General features: G+C 65.9%; 17 protein-coding genes and 2 tRNA genes. 14 read left to right on the top strand and 5 right to left on the bottom strand.

The window, feature by feature from the left end; genetic code table 11:
• Positions 1–11 precede the first annotated feature (11 nt).
• The 5 genes from H4W27_RS11855 to rpmH form a co-directional block, all read right to left on the bottom strand.
• Positions 12–689 (bottom strand): Jag family protein, encoded by a 678-nt coding sequence (locus H4W27_RS11855; protein ID WP_318782344.1) that lies wholly within the window; start codon positions 687–689, stop codon positions 12–14.
• Positions 690–694: 5 nt separating this feature from the next.
• Positions 695–1,654 carry a membrane protein insertase YidC gene (yidC, locus tag H4W27_RS11850; RefSeq protein ID WP_192596110.1) on the bottom strand — a complete coding sequence of 320 codons (960 nt, stop codon included), beginning with the start codon at positions 1,652–1,654 and terminating at the stop codon, positions 695–697.
• Positions 1,655–1,722: 68 nt separating this feature from the next.
• The gene (gene yidD, locus H4W27_RS11845) at positions 1,723–2,178 is read right to left on the bottom strand and encodes a membrane protein insertion efficiency factor YidD (protein WP_318782343.1); all 456 of its coding nucleotides are present in this window, start codon (positions 2,176–2,178) and stop codon (positions 1,723–1,725) included.
• Positions 2,175–2,567 carry a ribonuclease P protein component gene (rnpA, locus tag H4W27_RS11840; RefSeq protein ID WP_192596108.1) on the bottom strand — a complete coding sequence of 131 codons (393 nt, stop codon included), beginning with the start codon at positions 2,565–2,567 and terminating at the stop codon, positions 2,175–2,177. Before rnpA ends, yidD begins: the two co-directional genes overlap by 4 nt.
• A gap of 174 nt (positions 2,568–2,741) precedes the next feature.
• Positions 2,742–2,879 (bottom strand): 50S ribosomal protein L34, encoded by a 138-nt coding sequence (gene rpmH, locus H4W27_RS11835; RefSeq protein WP_083504652.1) that lies wholly within the window; start codon positions 2,877–2,879, stop codon positions 2,742–2,744.
• A 244-nt stretch (positions 2,880–3,123) separates the two neighbouring features.
• On the opposite strand from rpmH, the gene H4W27_RS11830 reads away from it, so the two are divergent.
• The 14 genes from H4W27_RS11830 to H4W27_RS11770 all read left to right on the top strand — a co-directional run bounded on the left by H4W27_RS11830 (position 3,124) and on the right by H4W27_RS11770 (position 19,971).
• On the top strand, positions 3,124–4,071 hold the full coding sequence (locus H4W27_RS11830; protein ID WP_192596107.1) for an ABC transporter ATP-binding protein: 948 nt from the start codon (positions 3,124–3,126) through the stop codon (positions 4,069–4,071).
• On the top strand, positions 4,068–5,720 hold the full coding sequence (locus H4W27_RS11825; RefSeq protein WP_192596106.1) for an ABC transporter permease: 1,653 nt from the start codon (positions 4,068–4,070) through the stop codon (positions 5,718–5,720). Before H4W27_RS11830 ends, H4W27_RS11825 begins: the two co-directional genes overlap by 4 nt.
• 200 nt (positions 5,721–5,920) lie before the next feature.
• Positions 5,921–7,456: a chromosomal replication initiator protein DnaA gene (dnaA, locus tag H4W27_RS11820; protein ID WP_425572373.1), complete on the top strand. Its 1,536-nt coding sequence runs from the start codon at positions 5,921–5,923 to the stop codon at positions 7,454–7,456.
• Positions 7,457–8,093: 637 nt separating this feature from the next.
• Positions 8,094–9,221, top strand: coding sequence for a DNA polymerase III subunit beta (gene dnaN / locus H4W27_RS11815; protein ID WP_192596105.1), 1,128 nt, complete (start codon positions 8,094–8,096; stop codon positions 9,219–9,221).
• A gap of 21 nt (positions 9,222–9,242) precedes the next feature.
• Positions 9,243–10,481 carry a DNA replication/repair protein RecF gene (recF, locus tag H4W27_RS11810; RefSeq protein ID WP_192596104.1) on the top strand — a complete coding sequence of 413 codons (1,239 nt, stop codon included), beginning with the start codon at positions 9,243–9,245 and terminating at the stop codon, positions 10,479–10,481.
• On the top strand, positions 10,468–11,028 hold the full coding sequence (locus H4W27_RS11805) for a DUF721 domain-containing protein (RefSeq protein WP_192596103.1): 561 nt from the start codon (positions 10,468–10,470) through the stop codon (positions 11,026–11,028). Before recF ends, H4W27_RS11805 begins: the two co-directional genes overlap by 14 nt.
• 337 nt (positions 11,029–11,365) lie before the next feature.
• A complete protein-coding gene (gene gyrB, locus H4W27_RS11800; RefSeq protein WP_192596102.1) occupies positions 11,366–13,450 on the top strand; it encodes a DNA topoisomerase (ATP-hydrolyzing) subunit B in 2,085 nt (694 codons plus the stop codon).
• Between the two features lie 69 nt (positions 13,451–13,519).
• Positions 13,520–16,171: a DNA gyrase subunit A gene (gene gyrA / locus H4W27_RS11795; RefSeq protein WP_192596101.1), complete on the top strand. Its 2,652-nt coding sequence runs from the start codon at positions 13,520–13,522 to the stop codon at positions 16,169–16,171.
• A gap of 12 nt (positions 16,172–16,183) precedes the next feature.
• The gene (locus H4W27_RS11790; RefSeq protein WP_192596100.1) at positions 16,184–16,822 is read left to right on the top strand and encodes a DUF3566 domain-containing protein; all 639 of its coding nucleotides are present in this window, start codon (positions 16,184–16,186) and stop codon (positions 16,820–16,822) included.
• A gap of 116 nt (positions 16,823–16,938) precedes the next feature.
• Positions 16,939–17,012 (top strand) — tRNA-Ile (locus H4W27_RS11785).
• A gap of 22 nt (positions 17,013–17,034) precedes the next feature.
• A complete protein-coding gene (locus tag H4W27_RS13965) occupies positions 17,035–17,148 on the top strand; it encodes a DLW-39 family protein (protein WP_225939106.1) in 114 nt (37 codons plus the stop codon).
• A 15-nt stretch (positions 17,149–17,163) separates the two neighbouring features.
• Positions 17,164–17,239 (top strand) — tRNA-Ala (locus H4W27_RS11780).
• 297 nt (positions 17,240–17,536) lie between these two features.
• Positions 17,537–18,898 (top strand): hemolysin family protein, encoded by a 1,362-nt coding sequence (locus H4W27_RS11775; protein WP_192596099.1) that lies wholly within the window; start codon positions 17,537–17,539, stop codon positions 18,896–18,898.
• Complete coding sequence (locus H4W27_RS11770) at positions 18,895–19,971, top strand: CNNM domain-containing protein (protein ID WP_192596098.1); 1,077 nt, start codon at positions 18,895–18,897, stop codon at positions 19,969–19,971. Before H4W27_RS11775 ends, H4W27_RS11770 begins: the two co-directional genes overlap by 4 nt.
• Positions 19,972–20,229 lie beyond the last annotated feature (258 nt).

The following is a 20,229-nucleotide window of genomic DNA, read 5'->3' as shown; positions in this document are numbered from 1 at the left end:
CTGAGTGTCGCTCATGCCGGTGAGATGACCACGTGACGGCGCTTGCCCTCGCCGTCGGACTCGCTGACCAGACCCGAGTCGGCAACGAAGTCGTGGACGATCTTGCGCTCATAGGCGCTCATCGGCTCCAGGTGGACGTCCTCGCCGCGCTCCTGCACCTTGGTGATCGCGCTCTCGGTCAGCTTCTGCAGCTCTCCCTGTCGACGTTCGCGATGTCCGGCGATGTCGAGGACCAGGCGCGTGCGATCGCCCGTGGCGGTGAGCACGGCCAGGCGAGTCAGCTCCTGAAGCGCATCAAGCACCTCCCCGCTGGTGCCCACGAGGTCATCCAGCTCCTCGCCGCCCTCTTCGGTGAGGATCGAGACATAGGTGCGACCGCCACGGACCTCGATGTCGATGTCGCCATCCAGGTCCACGATGTCCAGGAGCTCCTCCAGGTAGTCCGCAGCGATGTCACCCTCGTCGGTGGCACCTTCCGTCGGAGCTGTCTCAGGCGTGCTCTCCAGATCGGCGGCGGGAGCGTCCTCATCAGACGCGGTGTGCTCCGCGGGCTGCGCGCTGTCCGCCGGCTCGCCGCTCTCAGCACCGGTCGAGTTCGCCGCGTCCTGCGGGCTGTCCGTATGCTCTGCGGGCGTCGGAGCCTGCTCCGGGCTCTCCGCCTCGGTCAGCTGCGTCTCTTTCTCGCTCATGATGGCTACTTCTTCCTCTTCTTCTTCTTCGCCGGCTGGGAGGTCTGGCCGAGGTGCTTGCCCGTCGGCTTCGGCTGCTCCACCGGTTTCGGGGTCTCGTTGAAGGGCGGCAGGCCGCGGGCGGCGCGGCGCAGGTTGAGCTCCTTCTCTGCCTGGGAGCCGGGGGTCGGGTTGTTGCGGATGACCCACCACTGCTGCCCCATGGTCCAGAAGTTGGTGGCGGTCCAGTAGACCAGCACACCCACCGGGAAGTTCACGCCGCCGACCACGAACACCAGCGGCAGGAGGTAGAGCATCATCTTCTGGGTCTGGGCGAACTGTCCGGTCAGTGCTGCCTCAGACATGTTCTTGCTCATCAGCTGCTTCTGGGTGAAGAACTGAGTGGCCACCATGGTGACGATCATGACCGAGGTCAGGAGGACGACGTCCCACCGAGTCGGATCTGCACTGAAGGAGGGCAGGAACATGTCCGACATGCTGACGCCGAAGATCGAGGAGCCGTCGAAGCTCTGCACCTCCTCGGCGGAGAGCGCACCATATCCCTGCTGCTGGTTCTGCTCCTCGCGCATGCGGTTGAGCATCCAGAAGAGCGCGAAGAAGATCGGCATCTGAGCCAGCAGCGGAAGACACGTCATGAACGGATTCACGTTGTGCTTCTTGAACAGCGCCTGCTGCTCCTGGGCCATCTGCTGACGCGAGACGGCGTCCTTCTTGCCCTTGTACTTGGCCTGCAGCTTCTGGACCTCGGGCTGGACGACCTGCATGCCCCGCTGGGACTTGATCTGCTTGACGAACAACGGGATCAGGATGATGCGGATCACGAGCACGAGCAGGACGATGGACAGAACCCAGTTCCATCCCGATTCTGAGGGCAGCCCGATGGCGCTCAACAGCCCGTGGAAGGTGCTCAGGATGAAGGAGACGGCCCAGGTGAAGGGCCACATGATTGTATCGAAAAAGCCCATGTATCTCTCAGATTTCGTGGCCAGGCGTCATGCGGAAGCAGCCTGCCGGCTCGGCGGCGCTGATGACATCAGTCATCATCGTCGCGTGGGATCGGTGGGTGGTTTGTCTCTATGATCGTCGGTACTGCACCCTGCGGCCAAATCCGAGACGTGGCGGGGACCGCGTCCACCCCGCCGCCGGTGAAGGGATTGCAGCGCAGGACCCTCCAGATGGTCAGCGGCACCCCACGGATGACTCCATGCGTGGTCACCGCCTCCAGCCCATAGGCGGAGCAGCTGGGGTAGAAGCTGCACACCTGCCCGTAGAGCGGCGAGATGATCCTGCGGTAGCCCCTGATCAGCAGAGCGAGCAGCAGGGAGGGTGCTGCCCTGAGCCAGCCCCAGCGGCCGCGCCGCAGCTCTTCCTCCTCGACGAGCGTGGAGGGCAGTCCCGGGGTCTCGTCCACGGCCACGTAATAGGCGCGATGTCGGACCCACTGCGCTCCCGAAGGTTCGGGGTGTGCGTGGTCTCTGTGCGGGATCACAGCTTCTCTGCCTTCCGGGAGCTCTTCTGCAGAGCCCGCTGAGCGCATCTGAGCACCTCGGCCCTCAGCCGCAGGTGATCGAGGTCGACGATCTCGGGGAACGCTCGGATCACCATGTCCAGCCGAGCGTCGGTCGGCACGGCCACGGCACCTTCCCGCATGAGGCCAAAGACGATGTGCCGCAGTCGACGCTGGATCCGGTGCCGCACGACGGCATTGCCCACAGCTTTGGACACCACGAGTCCACACCGCCAGGAGGTCTCCCTCGGCGACGACGGCGCCCGGAACCTCACTGCGACCATCACCCCTCCGCCACCGGCACGGACACCCTGCCTCATCGTGTCGCGGTGGTCGCGCGAGGAGGTCAGCCGGTGTTCTCGGGGAAGCACGGCGTCAGTTCTCCTTCGGTGCGGTGGAGCCTGTGCCGCAGGGCCCGGATCAGGAGCACACTGCCGCAGATGCACGAACGGCCCGTTCCCTGGTCTGTGGGACGGGCCGTGGTGTCGGGGAAGGTGCAGGCACTCTCCCCGGCTGACCAGCTGGTCAGCGTGGATGGTTCTGGATCAGGCCGAGAGTTCCTTGCGGCCCTTGGCGCGGCGGGTCGAGATGATGGATCGGCCGGCACGGGTGCGCATACGGGAACGGAAGCCGTGCTTGCGGCTGCGACGGCGGTTGCTCGGCTGGAAAGTCCGCTTGCTCACTGTGTACTCCCACTTGGATGGTTTGAAGTCAATCGGGCCCCGGACAAGTATTCTGTGTGCAGGCACGACAGGACTGTGGGGCGACCTGTCAACACTAGGGGAGTTCCCGGCGCGTCGTCAAGTCAGGCCGGGCTTCATCCACACCGCATCCTGGCCGACACCGGCCCGCAGCCCATTGGCCGCGGCATCGCTGAGATCTATCGTAGTATCTCCGGCCCAGGATCGGACGGCGAGAGGAGCGGACATGACTGCCGAGAACCCCGTCATCCAGGTGGAGCAGCTGAGAAAGACCTTCGGCCGGGTGCGAGCCCTGGATGGTCTGGATCTCAGCATCCCCGCGGGAGAGGTCCACGGCTTCCTCGGGCCCAATGGCGCAGGAAAGTCCACCGCGCTGCGTGTGCTGCTGGGTCAGCTGAGACCGGACTCGGGAACCGTCCGGGTCCTCGGCGGCGACCCCTGGCGCGATGCGGTGGCCCTGCACCGTCGCCTGGCCTACGTCCCCGGCGACGTCGAGCTCTGGCCGACTCTGACCGGAGGCGAAGTCATCGACATGTTCCTTCGCCTGCGCAGCCGTGCCGCCGGCTCCAGGCACGTCACTTCTCGTCGCGATGCCCTCATCGAGCGCTTCGCACTGGACCCCCGCCGGAAGACCCGCACGTATTCCAAGGGCAATCGGCAGAAGGTCGCTCTGATCGCCGCGCTGGCGGCTGAGGTGGATCTGTTGCTGCTCGACGAGCCCACCGCGGGCCTGGACCCGCTCATGGAGGTCGTGTTTCAGCAGGTCATCGCGGAGACCAGGTCCGAGGGACGCTCGGTGCTGCTCTCCAGTCACATCCTCGCCCAGGTCGAGGCGCTCTCAGACCGCATCTCCATCATCCGCGAGGGTCGCGTCGTCGAATCCGGGAGCCTCTCCCAGCTTCGTCATATGACGCGGACCACGGTGGAGTTCGAGACCGAGCGGCCGCCTGAGCGTCTGGGACACCTCGAGGGCGTCCATGATCTGCGACTCAGCACCGCAGGGGGCTCCCCGCGGACGATCGTGGAGGTCGACGCAGACCATCTGGCCGAGACCATGCAGTACCTGACGTCCCTGGGGCTCCGCGCCCTCACGGCCCACCCGCCCACCCTGGAACAGCTCCTGATCCGTCACTACGGCCCCGACGGCGCGACGGCCTCCAGCGGGGCATCATGACGACGCCGCCTCGGGCACCCTCCGCCACTCGCAGCTCGGCCGACCACGCCAGCCTGACCGGCACCGGCCTGCTGCTGCGCCTGATGCTGCGCCGGGATCGCCTGCGGCTGGGGCTCTGGGTCCTCGGCATCGGGCTGATGAGCTTCTACGTGGCCAACGCAGTCCAGGCCATCGTCGCCGACGAGGCTGAGCTGATCCAGATGGCCGGAATCTTCGCCGATCCGGTGGGACGGCTGATGACCGGTCCGGCCTACGGAATGGCAGAACCCACCTTCGAGCGGTTCTACGCCGCAGGCTACGTGCTCTTCATCTATCTCTTGACCGCACTCATGAGCATCTTCACCGTGGTGCGGCACACCCGGGGGGAGGAGCAGTCAGGCCGGGCCGAGCTGCTGCGGGCCAATGTGGTGGGTCGCCACGCCACCCTGGCCGCCGCGCTGATGCTGGTGCTGCTGGCGAATCTCCTGGCCGCGATCCTGGTCCTGCTGGGAGCACTCTCCGGCGGATTCGCCCCTGCTGGTTCGTTGCTGGTGGCAGGGTCAGGGTCCTCGGTCGGAATCTTCTTCGCGGCCGCCGGTGCCGTCGCTGCCCAGCTCACCGAATCCGCTCGAACCGCTTCGGGCCTGGCCGGATCACTGCTCGGGCTGAGCTATCTGATCCGCATGGGCGGGGACATGGCGGCTGCCGGAGGCACGGCTCTGTCCTGGTTCTCGCCCCTGGGCTGGTCACAGCAGACCGCCCCCTATGTGGAGGACCGCTGGTGGCCGCTGGCTCTCTTGCTCGTCCTGGCCCTCGCGGGCGTCGCCTGGGCCTTGAAGCTCAGCACGCGTCGGGATCTCGGTGCTGGCCTTCTCCCCGCGCGGCCGGGGCCGGCACGCGCTCGTGCCTCGCTCGGGACCCCGGTTGGAATCGCGGCCCATGGTCTGCGCAGCGGCCTGCGCGGCTGGGGCATCGCCCTGGTGCTGTGCGGGGCCATGTTCGGAGGCTATGCCCGGACCATGATGGAGGCCGCGGACGATCTGCCCGAACAGTTCCAACAGGTCTTCACCGGCGAAGACCTGATGCTGGGCTACCTGGCGTACATGGGGGTATTCCTGGCGATCTTCGTCGCCGCGGCAGGTGTGAGCGGGGTGGCCCATATGCGTCGGGAGGAGGCTCACGGGCGAGCGGAGCTGCTGCTCACCGCCCCGTTGGGCCGTCGAGGCTGGATGACGGCGCACCTCACCGTGCTGCTGGGAGGCCTCGCGCTGATCCTGCTCCTGGTGGGGCTCTCCACCGGCGGCGCGGCCGCTGCGGTGCTGCGTGAAGACTCGGGTCAGCACTTCGCAGACCTTCTCCTGGCGAGCCTTCATCAGGGCCCGGCCGTGCTCGCCGTGGTGGGGATGACTGCCGCGGCCTTCGGCTGGGCTCCCCGCTTCACCGGCGTGGTCGGCTTCAGCCTCGTGGGCTGGGCGGCGGTGATGACCAACTTCGGGCAGCTCCTGGACCTGCCTGAGCTCTTGCATGAGGTCAACATCTTCTCCCACCTCGCCCAGTACCCGGTGGAACCCATCGCCTGGGCTCCGGTGCTCTGGCTCAGCGGACTCGGGATCGGCGGGATCCTGCTGGGACTGCTCGGCTGGCAGCGCCGCGAGATCAACGCGGTCTGAGCCGGGATGACGCGGAAGATGCCGGTTTTCCCACAGGAGTATCCACAGAAGCTGTGGAATACTGTGTGCAGAAATTCGCCGATGTCCACGAGGGGAGCAGCGTGCCTGCTGAGTATGAGGTCGATGTGCCGCGCCAATGGCAGCAGGTGCTGGCCGAGCTCCGCGAGAACCACGGCATCGCCGGTCTGAAGCTCACCGATGTGGGCCGGGCGGTGCCGCAGGGAGACCAGCTCATCGGGGACACCCTGCTGTTGGCCGTCCCCCACGAGCGCGTGCGGGAACTCATGCAGTCCACGTTGGCCACCCAGCTCAGCGCCGCCCTGCGCACGGTGTTCGGAAAAGCGGTCCGCTGCGCCTATGTGATCGACCCGGAGCTCGCCCAGCGCCAGCGTGAGATCGGTCTCTCCGGCAGCGCCGCGTCAGCCCCTTCGGCGGCTTCGGCATCCTCCACCGCCGTGGATGATCTCTATCCCAGCGAACTGCCTCAGGAGGAGACCGGGCGCAGTCCCGCCCCCGCTCGCAGCGTGTACGAGCGTGCCGAGCCGGCGCATGACGGGTTCGGCCGGCGCAGCTTCGCGCCGACGGATTATTCCCAGTACGAACGCGCCGAACAGCCCCTGCACCAGGAGCGGCTCTCCGAGCGGAGGCCTCTGGCACGACCGGCTGCTCCGGCCTCCTTCGCGGCCAGCGGCATCGAGCACTACGAGACATCCCGGCTGAATCCCCGCTACACCTTCGACACCTTCGTGATCGGCTCCTCGAACCGCTTCGCCCACGCCGCGGCGAACGCCGTGGCCGAGGCTCCCGCCAAGGCCTATAACCCGTTGTTCATCTACGGGGACTCGGGCCTGGGCAAGACTCACCTGCTCCACGCGATCGGCCATTACGCGCAGCGGCTCTACTCCGGGATCCGCGTCCGCTACGTGAACTCCGAGGAGTTCACCAATGACTTCATCAATTCGATCCGCGACGACGAGGGCGCCAGCTTCAAGCACCTGTACCGCAACGTCGACATCCTGCTCCTCGACGACATCCAGTTCCTCGCTGACAAAGAACGAACCGTCGAGGAGTTCTTCCATACCTTCAACACGCTCTACAACAACAACAAGCAGGTGGTCATCACCTCGGACCTGCCGCCGAAGCGGCTCTCCGGCTTCGAGGAGCGGCTCAGGTCGCGGTTCGAGCTCGGACTGATCACTGACATCCAGCCTCCTGAGCTGGAGACGCGCATCGCGATCCTGCGGAAGAAGGCCACCGCCGAGAACTTCTCCTGTCCCGACGACGTCCTGGAGTACATCGGCTCGAAGATCTCCTCGAACATCCGCGAGCTCGAGGGTGCGCTGATCCGGGTCACCGCCTATGCCGCGCTGAACAAGCAGTCCGTGGACCTTGCTCTCGCGGAACAGGTCATGCGGGATCTGATATCCGATGACCACGCTCAAGAGATCACAGCAGACCAGATCATCAACGCGACCGCGGAGTACTTCACCTTCACAGTGGAGGAGCTGACCTCGAAGTCCCGCAACCGGAAGCTCGTCAACGCCCGGCAGATCGCCATGTACCTGCTGCGGGAGCTCACGGAGATGTCCCTGCCCAAGATCGGTCAGGCGCTGGGAGGCCGCGATCACACGACGGTGATGTACGCGGAGCGCAAGATCCGCGAGCTCATGGCCGAGCGGCGGGCCGTCTTCAACCAGGTCACCGAGCTGACCAACAAGATCAAGCAGCAGCGCTAACCGCTGCGCGCTCCGCAGTCAGGACCACTGTTGACACCTGTGGAGAACTCTCCGCTCCACAGCTCACACCATTGTCATTCCGCGTCTCCCATAGGATCAGGGGCCAGACCTCAGGGAGATCTCCACAGGTTTTCCCACATATCCACAGGACGCAGTGGAGTTTCCCAGATTCTCTTCAACGGCTGTGGATAAACCGGTGCAGTATGCGGTGCACCATCCGCTGACATTGGGGACCATGACCGTCGAGCTGGGGAAATGACATGTCGGCGGCGTGGAGATATTCCACATCCCTGCACACCCGAAGCGGAAAGCGTCCACCGCCGAGTACACAGGCAGTTCAGGCCAGACACCCGCATCGAGGGACTTATCCACAGTTTCCACAACACCTGTTAACACTTCTGCCCCTTAACCCTTTGAATGACAGAGAACAATCACCGGTCGGTGCAGAGCGGGGAAGAACGAGAGCCATCCCAGATCTTGTGCCTGCGTGCACCACAGAGACCTCATATGGTGGTCCTCTTCCTCTCTGCTAGCGTCCCCCTCGGATTTGCAGGTAGGCTCGACACTCGACACAACCCGCAGATGCTTGACATTCACCGACCCGGCTGTCGAAGCGCACCAAGGAAGGCAGGGATCAGTGGAGTTCACTGTTGAACGGGACGTTCTCTCCGAAGCGGTCTCATGGGCCGCCCGTTCACTCTCCCCTCGACCCCCCGCACCGGTCCTGGCAGGTCTGCACATCACCGCGGCCGACCAGACGGTCACCATCTCCAGCTTCGACCACGAGATCTCGGCCCAGCTGCACATCGAAGCAGATGTCGTGCAGCAGGGAACGATCCTCGTCTCCGGACGGCTTCTCAACGACATCGTCAAGTCCCTGCCCAATGCGCCGGTGACAGTGCAGCTTCAGGATTCTCGCGTGCTCCTGACCTGCCGATCCTCGAAGTTCACGCTCTCCACGATGCCGGTGGACGAGTACCCGGAGCTTCCGGGCATGCCCGAGACCGCAGGAACCGTGGACGGCGCAGCGTTCGCCCGGGCGGTCTCACAGGTGATCACCGCCGCCTCCAAGGACGACACCCTGCCCATCCTCACCGGCGTCAAGGTCGAGATCGAGGGCGACACGATCACCTTCCTGGCCACAGACCGGTACCGGCTGGCCATGCGCGAGATCCACTGGAGCCCCGTGACGCCGGACATCTCCACCTCCGTGCTGATCAAGGCCAAGACCCTCAACGATGTCGCAAAGTCCCTGGCCGGAGCCGGATCGCTGCAGATCGCCCTCTCCGAATCGGCCGAGCTGGTGGGCTTCTCCTCCGGTGGGCGTCGCACGACCTCAGTGCTCGTCGACGGTGACTACCCGAAGATCCGTCAGCTCTTCCCCGAGGACACCCCGATCCACGCCGTGGTCAACACCGCGGAGTTCATCGAAGCGGCACGTCGTGTCTCACTGGTCTCCGAGCGCAACGGTCACGTGCGTCTGCAGTTCACCGAGGACGACGAGGTCATCCTCGACGCCGGCGTGGACGACGCCGCCTCAGCCTCCGAGGTCATTCCGGCCACCCTCAACGGCGAACCGATCACCGTCGGCTTCAACCCGGCGTACCTGAACGAGGGACTCAACGTCATCGATTCCCAGTACCTGCGGTTCTCCTTCGTCTCGGCTCCCAAACCCGCGATGATCACGGGCCAGGCCGAGGCCGATGGGGAGAAGTCCATCGACTTCCGGTATCTGCTGATGCCGGTGCGTCTGATCAACCAGTAGACGCGGGCAGCCGAGGAGACCATGCGGCTGTCACAGCTGACCCTCACGGACTTCCGCAGCTACGCCCATGCGGAGCTGCAGCTGCACCCGGGTCCCAACGTGCTGCTGGGCTTCAACGGAGTCGGCAAGACCAACATCGCCGAGGCCATCGGCTATCTCTCCACCTTGAGCTCGCACCGGGTCACCCAGGATGCGCCGCTGGTGCGCCACGGCGAGAAGCAGGCCTTCATCCGCGCGGATGCACACCGCGGGAGCAGACAGGCCAAGCTTGAGGTGGAGATCAACCCCGGCCGCAGCAATCGCGCCCGGATCAATCGGGGAAACCCGGTCCGGGCCACCGATGTGCTCGGGATCCTGCGCACAGTGCTGTTCGCCCCCGAGGACCTTGAGCTGATCAAAGGCCCGCCCACCTTTCGGCGCCGGCTCTTCGACGACCTCGCCGTGCAGCTGCGGCCCGCGCTGGGACGCGTGCGGCTGGACTACGAGAAGGTCCTCAGACAGCGCAACGCTCTGCTGAAGTCGATCCGACACGAGGGTTTCAGCTCCACGCATGAATCCACGCTCGCGGTCTGGGACCATCAGCTCTCCGAAACCGGATCTCATCTGCTCAAGGCACGGCTTGAGATGCTCACCGCGATGCGACCGCATGTGGCGACCGCCTACGAGCAGCTCTCCGGGAGTGTTCGCACGGCCAGGGTCCAATACTTCAGCTCGCTCGAGCCCGAGGGGGATCCGGGATCGGTGGCCCCGGCCGCCCTCGGGCAGGAGCATGACCTCTCCGAGGTCGGGACCGAGCTGCCGGATGCCTCGGCGCTGGAGCTGCTCTCCCGCGCGGAGCTGGGTGCCCTGATGCTGCAGCGGCTGCAGGCCAGCCGGCGCGCAGAGCGCGACCGAGCCATCACCCTGGTGGGGCCGCATCGCGATGACATCGCCTTCAGCCTGGACGAGGTGCCTGTGAAGGGGTTCGCCTCCCACGGCGAGACCTGGTCCTTCGCGCTGGCGCTGCGTCTCGGCGCCTACCGCGTGATGGTCGATGACGATCCCGCCGAGGGCGCCCAGCCGGTGCTGATCCTCGACGATGTCTTCGCCGAGCTGGACGCGCGCCGCCGTCGTCGTCTGGCCGAGCTCGCGGCCGAGGCGGAGCAGCTGATCGTGACCGCGGCCGTGGACGATGATGTCCCGGAGAGCCTCATGGGACACGCGCTGCGCGTGGAATCGGTGGACCAGATCAGCCAGGTGTCAGTCCATGAACAGCCTTGAGGACCACCTCCAGGACCATGAGGACGCCGCCAAGATCCTGCTCGCCCGCATGCGGGCCGCCGCCAGGGGGCGCGGTGAACACCGACTCCGCGGGACCCCGAAGGGAACCTCGCTCGCCGGGGATCCGCGCAGCAGCGGAGGGGACCGCCAGAAGCGCGCCGCGGCGGCCAAGCGGGGACCCGGCGCCGATCGGCGGGACCCGAACCTGCTCGGCGGCGTGGTCGATGGACTGATCAAGACCCGCGGCTGGAGTTCGCCGGTGGCGGTGGGTTCGGTGATCGCGCGATGGGAACAGCTGGTGGGCAGCGCGATCGCAGAACACTGCAGGCCGGAGAAGTTCGAGAACGGCGTGGTCGAAGTCCTCTGCGACTCGTCCGCCTGGGCCACGAACCTGAAGCTCATGCAGCCCCAGCTGATGGATGTCTTCAACCGAGAGCTCGGACCCGGCATCGTGACGGGACTGAGCATCCGCGGTCCCCAGGCACCGAGCTGGAAGAAGGGCCGCTGGTCGGTGCGCGGGCGCGGCCCCCGCGACACCTACGGATGACCCCCGCGTCAGCTGCAGCGTCGGGCACCTTGCCGCGCACCTCGCCGCGCCTGGCACACGGTGCCGGGTCGGAATCGCCAGGCCGCGATATGCCGCACTGGGGCCCATAGGGTGGAACCCATCCCTGTCGGAAGGTCTGCTGATTGCTTGCAGGCCCCTTCGCCGGTCTCCAGAGCCTGGATCCATGCCTTCGGAGCGGTCGAGAAATGCGGATCTGTGGCCGTGGCGCGGTAGACTGGGGACACGGTCCGAGCGCTCATGCCACTCGGACTGGTCTGTGTCATGACAAGGTCAGCTTCCACGACCTTCCCGGCGACTCAAGGAGACGGCATAGCCCGTGACCTCGGCTAACGAGAACAAGCAGCATCAGGGCACCTACGGCGCCTCGGACATCACCGTCCTGGAGGGCCTGGAAGCAGTCCGCAAGCGTCCCGGCATGTACATCGGCTCCACTGGAGAGCGCGGTCTGCACCACCTGGTCTATGAAGTCGTCGACAACTCTGTGGATGAGGCCCTGGCCGGCTACTGCTCGCACATCCAGGTCACTCTGCAGGAGGACGGCGGCGTTCGCGTCGAGGACGATGGACGCGGCATCCCCGTGGACATGCACCCCAAAGAGGGTCGTCCCACTGTCGAGGTCGTGATGACTGTGCTGCACGCGGGAGGCAAGTTCGGCGGCAGCGGCTACGCCGTCTCCGGCGGTCTGCACGGTGTGGGCATCTCGGTGGTCAACGCGCTCTCCGAGGAGGTCCGCACCACCGTGCGCCGGCAGGGCTACGAGTGGAGCATCGGCTTCGGCAACGGCGGCGAGACCACTCATGAGCTGACCCGCGGTGCCGAGACCGAGGCCACCGGCACCACCCAGATCTTCTTCCCGGATCCGCAGATCTTCGAGAGCACCGAGTTCGACTTCGAGACCCTGCGCGCGCGGTTCCAGCAGATGGCCTTCCTGAACAAGGGACTGCGCATCACCCTGCGCGACGAGCGCAACATCGCTGGCAACGAAGTGGTCCACGACGAGATCCTCGAGGGACATCATGAGGACGACGCCGCCGCAGCCGAGCTGGAGCCCACCGAAGCTGGCGGAGGAAGCGACGGCATCATCGAGACCCCCAAGGGCCGTGTTGTCGTCTACCAGTACGACGCCGGGCTCCTGGACTACGTCAACCATCTCAACTCGACCAAGCGTGCCGAGGTGGTCCACGATGACGTGATCGCCTTCGAGACCGAGGACACCGAGCGCGGCATGGCGGCCGAGCTGGCGATGCAGTGGACGCTGTCCTACTCAGAATCAGTGCACACCTACGCGAACACGATCAACACTCATGAGGGCGGCACCCACGAGGAGGGCTTCCGCGCGGCCATGACCACGCTGATCAACAAGTACTCCCGGGACAAGCAGATCCTGCGCGAGAAGGATGACAATCTCACCGGCGAGGACATCCGCGAGGGCCTCACCGCGGTGATCTCGGTGAAGCTGCGCGAACCGCAGTTCGAGGGCCAGACCAAGACCAAGCTGGGCAACACCGAGACCCGCGGCTTCGTTCAGCGCGTGGTCAACGACTACCTCGGTGACTGGCTGGAGCGGAACCCCGGTCCGGCGCGGGACATCGTGCGCAAGGCCCAGTCCGCCGCGCATGCCCGCGTCGCCGCGCGAAAGGCCAGGGAGAACGCCCGCCGGAAATCTCCGCTGGAGACCATGGGCATGCCCGGCAAGCTCGCGGACTGCTCCTCCAAGGACCCCTCCGAGTCTGAGATCTACCTGGTCGAGGGTGACTCCGCCGGCGGCTCGGCCAAGCGCGGTCGCGACCCGCGCACCCAGGCGATCCTGCCGCTGCGCGGGAAGATCCTCAATGTGGAGCGCGCCCGGCTCGACCGGGCCATGGGCAATCAAGAGGTCCAGTCGATGATCACCGCCTTCGGCACCGGCATCGGTGAGGACTTCGACCAGGCCAAGCTGCGCTACCACAAGATCGTGCTGATGGCCGATGCTGACGTGGACGGTCAGCACATCACCACCCTGATGCTGACCCTGCTCTTCCGCTATATGCGCCCGCTGATCGAGCACGGCAACGTCTTCCTGGCCCAGCCGCCGCTGTACAAGATCAAGTGGCAGTCCGGACCCATGGACTATGTCTACACCGACTCCGAGCGGGACAGGGCCCTCGCCGAGGGTCGATCCAAGGGCCGCAAGCTGCCCAAGGAGCTGGGCATCCAGCGCTATAAGGGTCTGGGCGAGATGGACTACTCGGAGCTGTGGGAGACCACCATGGATCCGGACCACCGCACGCTGCTCCAGGTCTCCATGGAGGACGCCGCCGCCGCCGACGAGGTGTTCTCCATCCTCATGGGTGAAGACGTCGAGTCCCGCCGCGGATTCATCCAGCAGAACGCCAAGGACGTCCGCTTCCTCGACATCTGATCCCCGCATGCCCACCAGGGCCCAGGAGAAGATCAGCCGTCGAATTCCGCAACAGGGAGAACACCACACGTGAGTGACAACACCGAAGAACCACAGGATTCCCAGGGCGGTCCGTCCGAGGCAGTCGAGGGCGTCGTCGTCGATGACATCGTGACCACCGACCGGATCCGCCAGATTGATCTGCAGACCGAGATGAAGCGGTCCTATCTGGACTACGCGATGGCCGTGATCGTCGGCCGAGCGCTGCCTGACGTCCGCGACGGGCTCAAGCCGGTCCACCGCCGCGTGCTCTACGCGATGTACGACGGCGGCTTCCGCCCGGACCGGTCTTTCAACAAGTGCGCCCGCGTGGTGGGCGAGGTGATGGGTTCCTATCACCCGCATGGTGACTCGGCGATCTACGATGCCCTGGTGCGGCTCATCCAGGACTGGGTGATGCGCTATCCGCTGGCCACCGGGCAGGGAAACTTCGGCAACCCCGGCGACGACGGCGCGGCCGCTCCTCGGTACACCGAGACCAAGATGGCCCAGCTGGCCATGGAGATGGTCCGGGACATCAACGAAAACACCGTCGACTTCCAGGACAACTACGACGGCAAGCAGCAGGAACCGGTTGTCCTGCCCTCCCGCTTCCCGAACCTGCTGGTCAACGGCTCATCCGGCATCGCCGTGGGCATGGCCACGAACATCCCGCCGCACAACCTGCGCGAGGTGGCCTCCGGGGTGCAGTGGTACCTGCAGAACCCGCAGGCCAGCCGCGAAGAGCTGCTGGAGGCGCTGCTGACCCGCATCAAGGGTCCCGATTTCCCCACCGGCGCGCAGATCCTGGGCACCCGGGGCATCGAAGAGGCCTACCGCACCGGTCGCGGCTCGATCACCATGCGCGCAGTGGTCAGCGTCGAGGAGCTCCAGGGGCGCACCTGCCTGGTGGTCACCGAGCTGCCGTACCACGCCAACCCCGACAACCTGGCGCGGAAGATCGCACTGCTGGTCAAGGACGGCAAGGTCTCAGGGATCGCTGACCTGCGTGACGAGTCCTCGGGCCGCACCGGTCAGCGCCTGGTGGTCGTGCTCAAGCGCGATGCCGTGGCGAAGGTGGTGCTGAACAACCTCTATAAGCACACCCAGCTGCAGGAGAACTTCTCCGCGAACATGCTCGCGCTGGTCGACGGGATACCGCGCACGCTGAGCCTGGATGCCTTCGTCCACCACTGGGTCACGCACCAGATCGAGGTGATCGTCCGGCGCACCCAGTTCCGGCTCGACAAGGCCCAGCGTGAGGCGCACATCAAGGTGGGCCTGCTCAAGGCGCTGGATGATCTCGACCGCGTGATCTCCACGATCCGCGGCTCCTCCACCGTGGACGAGGCGAGGCAGAACCTGAAGTCGCTGCTGGAGATCGACGACGATCAGGCCCAGGCCATCCTGGACATGCAGCTGCGCAAGCTCGCCGCGCTCGAGCGGCAGCGGCTGCAGGACGAATACGACGAGCTGATGACCATGATCGCCGACTTCCAGGACATTCTGGGCTCGGAGGACCGGCAGCGGCGCATCGTCGGCGCTGAGCTGGACACGATCGTGGAGAAGCACGGCGACGATCGACGGACGCATATCCAGCTCGGCTACGACGGTGACATGGCCATGGAGGATCTGATCCCCGAGGAGGACGTGGTCGTGTCCATCACCCGTGATGGCTACGTCAAGCGCACCAAGATCGACAACTACCGCGCGCAGCACCGCGGCGGCAAGGGCGTGCGCGGAGCCCAGCTGCGCGCCGATGACATCGTCGAGCACTTCTTCGTCACCACCACACATCACTGGATCCTCTTCTTCACCAATCTCGGCCGGGTCTACCGCACCAAGTGCTATGACCTGATGGAGTCGGGACGGGATTCCAAGGGCCAGCACGTGGCGAACATCGTGGCGTTCCAGCCCGATGAGTACATCGCCGGGGTGCTGCCGCTGCGCACCTATGAGGACGCGCCGTACCTGGTGCTCGCCACCAAGCGGGGCCTGGTGAAGAAGACGGTGCTCACCGACTACGACACCCCCCGCCAGGCCGGCGTCATCGCGATCAACCTGCGCGAGGACGATGAGCTGGTCTCCTCCAAGCTGGTCTCAGCCGAGGATGACCTGATGCTGGTATCGCGAAAGGGCCAGTCGCTGCGCTTCACCGCCACCGATGAGGCGCTGCGCCCGATGGGACGCGCCACCTCCGGTGTGACCGGCATGAAGTTCCGCGAGGAGGACGAGCTGCTCGCCGCAGACGTCGTCACCGAGGGCTCCTATGTGTTCGTGGTCACCGAGGCCGGCTATGCCAAGCGCTCAGACGTGGACGAATACCGCGTGCAGGGTCGCGGCGGTCTCGGGATCAAGGTGGGCAAGCTCGTCGAGGACCGCGGCGATCTCGTCGGCGCCATGGTGGTCGAGGACGACGACGAGGTCCTCGTGGTCATGGAATCCGGCATGGTGGTGCGCTCCCCCGTCTCCGGCGTGCCCTCCAAGGGACGTGACACCATGGGGGTCATCTTCGCGAAGCCGCGCAAGAAGGACCGGATCCTCAAGGTGGCGCGGAGCTCTGCAGTGACCCTGGCGGTCACCGGAGAGTCCGAGACACCCGAGGTCGGCTCGGAACCAGCTGACAGCCCAGACCCCGCCGATGCAGTAGCGTTGGTCCCTGATGAAGCGGACCGAGACGAAGCGGCCCGAGATGATGCCTGATGGAGGTCTTCAGTGAGCGCAAGCAAAGGCGCAGGTAATTCAGGGAGCCAGACCGGCTCCTCCGCGGCGCGCCCGGCCAACCGGTTCCCCGCGCCGCGGCCTCGCGCCCAGTCTGCTGCGGGCGCCACCACGGCCAGCCCACCCCAGGGCGCGCAGACGGGGGCCCCGGGTCCCCGTCCCAGCGCCGGCTCGCGAGCCCCTGCCGGACGTCCTGCGGCCGGACAGCGTCCCGCCGGGTCCCGTCCTCAGCCCGGTCTCGTGCGACCCACGCCCAAGGCGAAGGTGCGCAAGGCCCGGCTGCTGATCTCCAAGGTCGATCCCTGGTCGGTGCTGAAGATGAGCTTCCTGCTCTCGGTGGCGCTGGGGATCATGACCGTGGTCGCCGCGGTCACCCTGTGGTCGGTGATGGACGTCACAGGCATCTTCGACCGGGTCAACGAGCTCCTGGGCCAGATTCTGGGCACCGAGGGCGGCGGCGGGACCTTCCGCGTGGAGGAGCTCGTCACCATCGGACAGGTCGCCTCCTTCGCGACGATCATCGCGGTGATCAATGTGGTGCTGCTGACCGTGCTCTCGATGCTGGCAGCGGTGCTGTACAACCTCTCCGCCTCCCTGGTGGGAGGCGTCGGCGTCACACTGACCGACGACTGAGCCTCGCGGCTCCCGTGGGACCGGATGCCGGTTCCCGATTTGGCGGCGCCGCTGGGGACGATGTAACGTGTAGTGGTCGTCCTGATGAGGATGACGCACCTTGTATGAGGTGTCGGGGGCGTATAGCTCAGGCGGTTAGAGCGCATCGCTGATAACGATGAGGTCGGAGGTTCAAGTCCTCCTACGCCCACCCCGGACTCCAGGAGGAAGCAATGAAGCGCATTGTCTTTGCGGCTCTCTCCGTGGCGGGGATCCTCGGTTATCGCCAATGGCGACGCGCTGAGGATGCTCGCGAAGTCTGGTCCCGGGCTACAGATTCGGTCTGATAGCCTGAAAAATCTGGGGGCATGGCGCAATTGGTAGCGCACCTGCTTTGCAAGCAGGGGGTTAGGGGTTCGAGTCCCCTTGCCTCCACCAGATGAGCTCCAGCTGAAGAAACCGGCTCTCCGCACCTGCAGGTGCGGAGAGCCTTTTCTTTTCGCTGAGCCGTTCTCACCTGCTCTGTTCCTGCTGAAGGCCGCCGGCGCACTGTCGCGCGAGGGCAGTTCGGCTATAGTCTCCATCTAACACAACATCCGAACGACTGAAGAGGTGCCTGACACAGGTGTACGACTTACAACGCGCAGTGCTCCGCCGCCGACGACATCGTCCCCCGAGCACTGCGTATGCCGGTCATGCTGACCGCTGCAGCGGCGCCCCGAGGGTGGCCCTCCGGTGATCGCCCTGCTGCTCCTTCTCCTCGGCATCGTGCTGATCCTGGTGATCATCGCCGCCAACGGCTATTTCGTGGCCCAGGAGTTCGCCTATATGTCGGTGGACAGAAACCGTCTGCGGTCCATGGCCGCCGGTGGCGACAAGCGGGCGCAGCGCGCGCTCGATGTCACCGGGCGGACCTCGTTCATGCTCTCCGGGGCACAGCTGGGCATCACGGTGACCGGCCTGATGGTCGGCTACGTGGCCGAGCCCTTCGTCGGCGCGGGTCTGGGCGAGCTGCTCGGCGGCGTCGGAGTCCCCGCCGCAGCCGGCATCGCCGTGGGCACCGTCGTCGCGCTGCTGGTCTCCACCGTGGTGCAGATGATCTTCGGGGAGCTCTTCCCGAAGAACTACGCCATTGCGAATCCCACCCCGCTGGCGCTGGGCCTGGCCGGCTCCACCAAGTTCTACCTGGCATCCTTCGGCTGGCTCATCTCGATCTTCGACGTGGCCGCCAACGCCCTGCTGAAGCTGCTGCGGATCGAACCGGTCCATGATGTGGAGTCCAGCGCCACTGCAAAGGACCTGGAGCACATCGTCTCGAGCTCGCATGAGAGCGGGGACCTCGCCGAAGAGATGTACCTGACCCTGGACCGGATCCTGGACTTTCCCGAACACGATGTCGAGCACGCGATGGTGCCCCGTTCACGGACCGGCCTGATCCACCCCGACACCACTCTCGGTGAGATTCGGACGCTGATGGCCGAGGAGCACACCCGTTATCCGGTGGTCGACACCCATGACGAACCCGTGGGGGTCGTGCATCTGGTGGATCTTCTGGGCACCGATCTCAGCGAGGACGTCCCGGCCACCGAGCTGATGCGCAGACCGGTCATCGTCCCCACGCTCATGCCGCTGCCTGACGCGGTCCGCACGCTGCGCGCCGCCGAGGCGAAGCTTGCCTGCGTCATCGATGAATATGGCGGATTCACCGGGGTCGTCACGATGGAGGACCTCGCCGAGGAGATCCTCGGCGACATCACTGATGAGCACGACGACGAGGCGCCCAGCGGCATCGAGGCCGTGAGCGAAGGATTCTGGCGAGTGGACGGTGACCTTCACCTCGATGAGGTGGAACGAGTCATCGGCCGAAGCTTCCCCGAGGGAGACTATGAGACGCTCTCCGGTCTGCTGATGGCCCAGGAGGGCTCCCTGCTGACCGAGGGGCAGGAGGTCCGTGTGGAGCTCCCGGCGGATCCCGCGGACTTCGCAGAGTCCTCCCCGCCGCAGCGCTGGCTCGATGTGACAGTGCTCAGCGTCGACCGACATGTCCCGGAGTCAGTGCACCTTCGCCTGACCGAAGAGAACGAGGAGGAACGATGAGCGACTGGGTCATCACTCTGGCGATCACCGTCGCCATCATCGTCATCTCCGCGTTCTTCGTCATCCTGGAGTTCGCCCTGCTGGCTGCACGCCGGCACCGGCTGGAGGAGTCGGCAGAGCACAGCCGCTCCGCCCGAGCCGCGCTGCGCGGACTCAATGAACTCACGGTCATGCTCGCAGGCGCCCAGCTGGGCATCACCGCGTGCACCTTTGCTCTGGGTGCGGTCAGCAAGCCGGCGGTGCACTATGCGCTGACCCCGGTCTTCGAGTCCTGGAGCCTGCCGTACTGGGCGGCGGATGCACTGGCCTTTGCGCTGGCGCTGCTGCTGATGACGTTCCTGCACCTGGTGGTCGGCGAGATGGCCCCGAAGTCCTGGGCCATCGCCCACCCTGAGCGGGCCGTCAAGCTCGTCGCGCTCCCCGCGCAGATCATCCTCTGGGGGTTCCGCCCCCTGCTGCTGTGGATCAACCACATCGCCAACCGCCTCGTCTCAGCCACTGGCATCACCCCGGTGGACCGGGCGGCGGCGGGAGGCTACGACTCGGAGACGATCCGGCATCTGGTGGAGCATTCCACCCGCACCGGAACCCTGGACGAGGCCTCCGCCTCGCAGATCTCCCGGGTCATCGATCTGGAGACGCTCACCGTCGACGACGTGATCGCCGCCCGCACGCGCCAGGAGACGACCACGGTGCCGGCCAGCGCCACGGCGGCAGATGTCCAGGCGGCCGCCCGGCGAACGGGGCACCTGCGCGTGCTGATCATCCCCGAGACGGGGGCGGATCCGCTGGTCGTCCATGTCCGGGACACCCTCACCGTGGACGCGGAGCACCCGGTCAGCGACCTGGCGCGTCCGGCGCTGGTGGTGAGCACCGGTGCCTCGGTCTATGAGGCGTTCCAGACCATGCGGGAGGCGGGGGAACAGCTGGCGGTGGTCTATTCGGACACCGGTCTGGCGGGCGCGATCACGTGGAACGACATCCTCAAACGGATGTGGCCCACCATGGAGGAGCAGTGGAGCGGCTCCAGCGCTGCAGAGCGCCGTCCGCAGGGTTCGGCCCCTCGGCGGTAGGCCCCAGGCCGCAGGCCGGCTCAAGGAAGCACCGGGATGCCGGATCCACCGCACGGTGGGTCCGGCATCTTTTGTCACCGGGACCGAGGCCGAGAAGCATTGTTCACAGGGTTTATCCACAGTGTGCATAAGTTACACGCGTGTGTTTCTCCAGCTCAGAGCGATATCCACAGTATGCTGTGAAGTGTGGATAAAACTGTGGATTAGTCCGGTTCACATCACGGCACGGTGTGGGGCCCGGGGATTCCTGCCGCGCCA

Source organism: Nesterenkonia lutea (genome assembly GCF_014873955.1).
GTDB classification, from domain to species: Bacteria; Actinomycetota; Actinomycetes; order Actinomycetales; family Micrococcaceae; genus Nesterenkonia; species Nesterenkonia lutea.
This window is presented reverse-complemented; position numbering and strand designations above follow the sequence as displayed.

Excerpts from the sequence above, each read along its gene's own strand:
- H4W27_RS11855 (WP_318782344.1), bottom strand. The coding sequence starts at position 689 with ATGAGCGAGAAAGAGACGCAGCTGACCGAGGCGGAGAGCCCGGAGCAG.
- yidC (WP_192596110.1), bottom strand. The coding sequence starts at position 1,654 with ATGGGCTTTTTCGATACAATCATGTGGCCCTTCACCTGGGCCGTCTCC.
- H4W27_RS11830 (WP_192596107.1), top strand. The coding sequence starts at position 3,124 with ATGACTGCCGAGAACCCCGTCATCCAGGTGGAGCAGCTGAGAAAGACC.
- H4W27_RS11825 (WP_192596106.1), top strand. The coding sequence starts at position 4,068 with ATGACGACGCCGCCTCGGGCACCCTCCGCCACTCGCAGCTCGGCCGAC.
- recF (WP_192596104.1), top strand. The coding sequence starts at position 9,243 with ATGCGGCTGTCACAGCTGACCCTCACGGACTTCCGCAGCTACGCCCAT.
- H4W27_RS11805 (WP_192596103.1), top strand. The coding sequence starts at position 10,468 with ATGAACAGCCTTGAGGACCACCTCCAGGACCATGAGGACGCCGCCAAG.
- H4W27_RS13965 (WP_225939106.1), top strand. The coding sequence starts at position 17,035 with ATGAAGCGCATTGTCTTTGCGGCTCTCTCCGTGGCGGGGATCCTCGGT.
- H4W27_RS11770 (WP_192596098.1), top strand. The coding sequence starts at position 18,895 with ATGAGCGACTGGGTCATCACTCTGGCGATCACCGTCGCCATCATCGTC.